Genomic DNA, 4233 nt, shown 5'->3' with positions numbered 1-4233 from the left:
CCGCCGTCGCGACGACGTCGGCGCCCAGGTCGCCGGCGCCGCCGACCACCTCCACCGCGGTGCAGCCGTCCCGGGCGCACAGGGCCGCCACCGTGTCCTCGAAGCCGTCGGCGTCGGCCGCTACGTGGTCGAGGGCCTCGCCCCCGAGGTCGGCGAGGCTGGCGGGTGAGGGTGCCTCCGCGCTCCCGTCGGGCGGCGGGGTGCGGCGCCACCGCCGGGCCGGTGCAGGCTCCACCTCGCCAGGAGCACGCCCAGCAGCAGGAGGGCCAGGGCCACGACCGGAGCCATGGGGAGCCGGATGCCGTCCGCGGACACAGCCTTCAGGAAGGCGGCCACGCCCGCGACGGCGGTCCCGAGCAACCCCAGCGCGAGCACCGCGTCGCGTCCCTGACCGGGGCTCCGCGCGGGTCCGGCGCCGCGTACGGTCAACGGCCCCTCGTCCTCGACGGTGGTCATACGGTCCCCCTCACCCCCGGCAACACCACTGTTCCCGAAGCCTGTTGGACGTTCGTATGGCCGGGGGTGCGGATTTCGAACCGGCCGGTCCTCGCGGCGCGCGGGAAGCCGGTCGGTCCAGGAGCTCAACGTAGCCGTCGTGCGCACCGACGGCCGGCTACCCCGGAAGGGCGTTCTCGGTCTCCGGCAGCGCCGGCAGTTCCAGCAGCGGCGCCCGGTGGAGGGCGGCGACCGGTTCCAGCAGGTCGGGGTGGCGCAGCAAGGGCGCGGCGGCGTGTTCGTGCCCGCCGGGGCGGGTGAGACGGGTGACCTCGTCGACCCGGCCGGCGGTGGGCGTCGGCGGCGAGGGCGGGGGCCGCGAGGAGGCAGGCGGCCCAGCTGACGACGGTCTCGTCCACCCAGGACCGCCGGCCGGCCTCGTCATCGGAGTCGTCCTGGTGATCGGCGCCCGTCAGCCGGTCGAGCCGCGCGCTCCCGCCCGGACCGAGGAGGTGCAGGAGTTCCGCGTCGAGCGGCGTCGGGTACCGCAAAGCCGCGGCGAGGGTGACGGCCTGCCGGGCCTGGGCCTCGGCCAGGGCCCGGCTGAACGCTCCCGCGGAGGGCGGGAAGGCGGTCAGCAGCCGGCGCGCGGCGGCTGTGGGGGGTGCGAGATCGGCGGACACGGCGGCTTCCTCGATGGCGTGCTCGCCCCGGCCCGTGCCGCGTCCGCGAGCTGCGGGGCGAAGCCGCGCTGCTCCGCTCGTGGACGACCGGCGTAGCCGGGGGCGGCCGGCGTGCGGCATGAGGCACGTCGTGCGGTCACCCGCTCGGAGGCGTCGGCGGCGCTGCGGGTGCCGGGCCGCCGGTCAGGACCGAGCATGGGCACATGGACGAGGAGAACGGCTCCGGGCGGGCGGCGGGCGGGAGCGGCGAGGCGGTGCGCGCGGTCGCGGAAGCACGCCGGATGGTCGCGTCCCGCGGCTGGTACCTGATGCCCCCGGCCGTGCTCTCCCGGTGCCTGGGCGTGGCCCCCGCGGAGTGGGCGCGGCTCGACGGGCACTGGGAGGACCTCGCCGCGGACCCCTACGCGGCCGAGAAGGGGACGAGCCGGCTGCGCCGGTACGGGCAGTTCCTGCTGTCCCGGCAGGCCGGCGGCATCACACCCCTGCCGCACGAGGTCTTCGTCCAGCCCGACGACAGCAACCCGCTCTACGTGGACGTCGAGCGCCGCTTCGAACCGCTCACCGACGCGTTCCGGGCCGAGCCGGTGCTGGGCGCCCTGATCCGGCTGCTGGGCGAGGTCGCCGCGGGGCTGGACGACGCCGACGAGTGGATCGTACGGGTGCACCCGTTCCGCGTCGTCGCCCGGTCCGGCAGCCTGGGGCAACCCACGCCCGAGGGCCGCCACAAGGACGGTGTCACGCTGGTGTCCTCGCTCCTGGCCGGCCGTCGGAACGTCACCGGGGGCCGCAGCACCGTCTACGACGCCGAAGGCAGGGAGATCGCGGCCACCACCCTCAGCGAGCCCGGCACGCTCCTGCTCAGTGACGACCGTGCGACCTGGCACGCCGTGTCACCCGTCCGGCCTGAGGACACCGGCAGGCCCGGCCACAGGGACGTCCTGGTCACCACTCTGGCCGCCCGCTGACCCCGCCGCCGCCCGTCCCGCGTGCCGTGGCCGCCACGAGCCGGTCCACCACNGTCCACCACCGCCGCGGGCCCGGCTCCCGCGGCCGCCCAGGCCCGCTGCCGGGTCGCGCCGTCACCGCGCCCGGCCAGCCGGTCGAACAGGCCGGTGGCCTCGTGAAGGTCCCCGGCCTCCTCCAGCGCGGGGCGTACGAGGTCCACCAGCTCGCCGGCGATGTCCGCGACGGGGCGGGAGCGGCCCGTAGCGGGATGGAAGGCGTCACCGCTCCATCCGTCCCGGGCAGCACGCCAGCAGGCGGCCCGCAGCACCTCTGCCTCCCAGCACGGCCCGGGGTCCCCTGCCCGTCCCCGGTCGGCGGCGGTCCGTACGAGGGCGCGCAGGAGGACGGCGAAGGCGACGGTGTCGTCGAGGTCCGGCAGGACGTCCATCGCCCGCACCTCCAGGGTCGGCAGCCGGGGGTTGGGGCGCAGGTCCCAGAACGGCGTCCGCGCGTCCAGCATCGCCTCGGTGTCGGCGATCGTGACGGCCAGGCGCTCGTGCTCCTGCCACGAGGCGGCGTAGGGCGGGGGGCCCAGGCAGGGGAAGCGGTGGCGGATGACCGTGCGCCAGCTGGCGTACCCGGTGTCGAGGCCCCGGTGGTACGGCGAGTTGGCCGTCGCGGCGATCAGCAGGGGCAGCCAGGGCCGCAGGTGGTTGGCCGTCCGCACGGCGAGTTCGCGGTCGGGCAGGTGGACGTGGACGTGCAGGGCGCTGACGGCGAAGTCGTCCATCATGCTGCGGTACTGCAGACGCCCCGCCCGGTAGCGGGGGTGCTCGGCCACCTGGACCGGCCCGGCCTCCTGGAGCACCGCGGTGCCCGACGCGCACAGGCGTGCGCCCTCGGCGCGGGCCGCCGCGACGAGTGCCCCGCGCGCCTGCTCCAGCTCCAGGCGCAGCTCGCTCGCGGACCGGCAGGGGCGGGTGCGTCCCTCGACCTGGCAGAGGGCGAACTCCTGTGTCGCCCGGTCCCCCGCGTCGCCCGCGGCGCGGGCGGCCACGGCGGGTCCGGCCGGCACGGCGGGTCCGGCCGGCACGATCAGGCGGGTGTCCGGGTCGACGAGGAAGAACTCCTCCTCGACCCCGATCGTCGGGACCGCTGCGGCGGGGTCTCTCATTCCTTCAGCATCCCCACTACCGGCCGGTACGACCGGTCAGGGCCGGGGCCCGCACTGTCCGGTGATCGTCTTGAGCACCGCCCCGGCCGTGTGACCGGACGGTGCTGCCGGGAGCGGGCGGAGCAGGACCGTCGCAGGTCGCCGCGGGCGGACGTGCCATCATCGGGCCGACGGTTGACCGACACCGCAGGTAAGGTCCGCGACCGGCCAACTGGCGGAATACGCCGCCAGGGTCGCGACAGCCCGCTGAGGAGGCCGGGAGCCCTGGGCGCCGGCGTTGTCAGTGCCCTTTGACAGCATGGCCCCATGAGCAAAGTGGTGAACTACAGCATGGCGAACCGGGGTCAGGTCCTGCGATTCGTGCCCGCCGAGGACCTGAGCGCCGACGGGTCACGGCGCCTGGACAGCATGCGGAGGACGGCGCGGGCGCGCCAGGACAGCCTCGACCACCAGGGCGTGGACTGGGGGCTGTCGGTCCCGGACGCCCTGGAGGAGCTGACGGCCGGCCGTGCAGGCTCCTCCGCCGCCTATGCCGGGAGCGCCTACTACGCGGCCCTCCAGATCATCATCGACCACAACGCGAGCGACCCCGACACCCTGGGGAGTTACCGCAGTCCCCTCACCCTCTTCTCAGCCCTGGACGACGCGCTGGGCGCGCAGGGCGTCCCGGCGGAACTGCTGCCCCGTCAGTACGTCTTCAGCGGCCCGCCGTCCGAGATCGGGTTCCACATCCCCCACCCCATGGACGGTTCCCCGGAGATCGGCTGCTGGCCGCTGGCGAAGGCCGTGCCCGCGGTGGAGGCCTACCGCGCGGTGCTGGACCGGATTGACCCCGATCTCCGGTACGACCTGGAGGAGCTCGTCAAGGCCCTCGACGGCTGGGCCTCGGAGTGGAAGGAGGGACAGGGGGCCTGGTGGTGGGCGGAGGACGGCTCGGTCTTCTTCTCGATCACCGGCTGACCGGGCGAGGCCGGGTCTGTCTCTTATACACATCTC

At 75.3% G+C, this 4233-nt stretch carries 3 protein-coding genes and 2 pseudogenes; 2 read left to right on the top strand and 3 right to left on the bottom strand.

Going from position 1 to position 4233, the window contains the following annotated elements:
* Positions 1–235: restriction endonuclease (locus VR44_RS48020; RefSeq protein ID WP_245692826.1), on the bottom strand; the 235-nt coding region annotated here is incomplete at its 3' end.
* 378 nt (positions 236–613) lie between these two features.
* Positions 614–1118: pseudogene (locus VR44_RS43425) on the bottom strand (hypothetical protein).
* Positions 1119–1321: 203 nt separating this feature from the next.
* Here VR44_RS43425 and VR44_RS37545 point away from each other — a divergent pair.
* The gene (locus tag VR44_RS37545; protein WP_045952152.1) at positions 1322–2083 is read left to right on the top strand and encodes a 2OG-Fe dioxygenase family protein; all 762 of its coding nucleotides are present in this window, start codon (positions 1322–1324) and stop codon (positions 2081–2083) included.
* Between the two features lie 155 nt (positions 2084–2238).
* On the opposite strand, the pseudogene VR44_RS43420 reads toward VR44_RS37545, so the two are convergent.
* Positions 2239–3237, bottom strand: a pseudogene (locus VR44_RS43420) (carboxylate-amine ligase); the annotation flags it as partial.
* Between the two features lie 306 nt (positions 3238–3543).
* Here VR44_RS43420 and VR44_RS37535 point away from each other — a divergent pair.
* Positions 3544–4197, top strand: coding sequence for a DUF7691 family protein (locus tag VR44_RS37535; RefSeq protein WP_045952151.1), 654 nt, complete (start codon positions 3544–3546; stop codon positions 4195–4197).
* Positions 4198–4233 lie beyond the last annotated feature (36 nt).

Origin of the sequence: Streptomyces katrae (assembly GCF_000966975.1) — a bacterium.
In the GTDB taxonomy this organism is placed as follows: domain Bacteria; phylum Actinomycetota; class Actinomycetes; order Streptomycetales; family Streptomycetaceae; genus Streptomyces; species Streptomyces katrae.
This window is presented reverse-complemented; position numbering and strand designations above follow the sequence as displayed.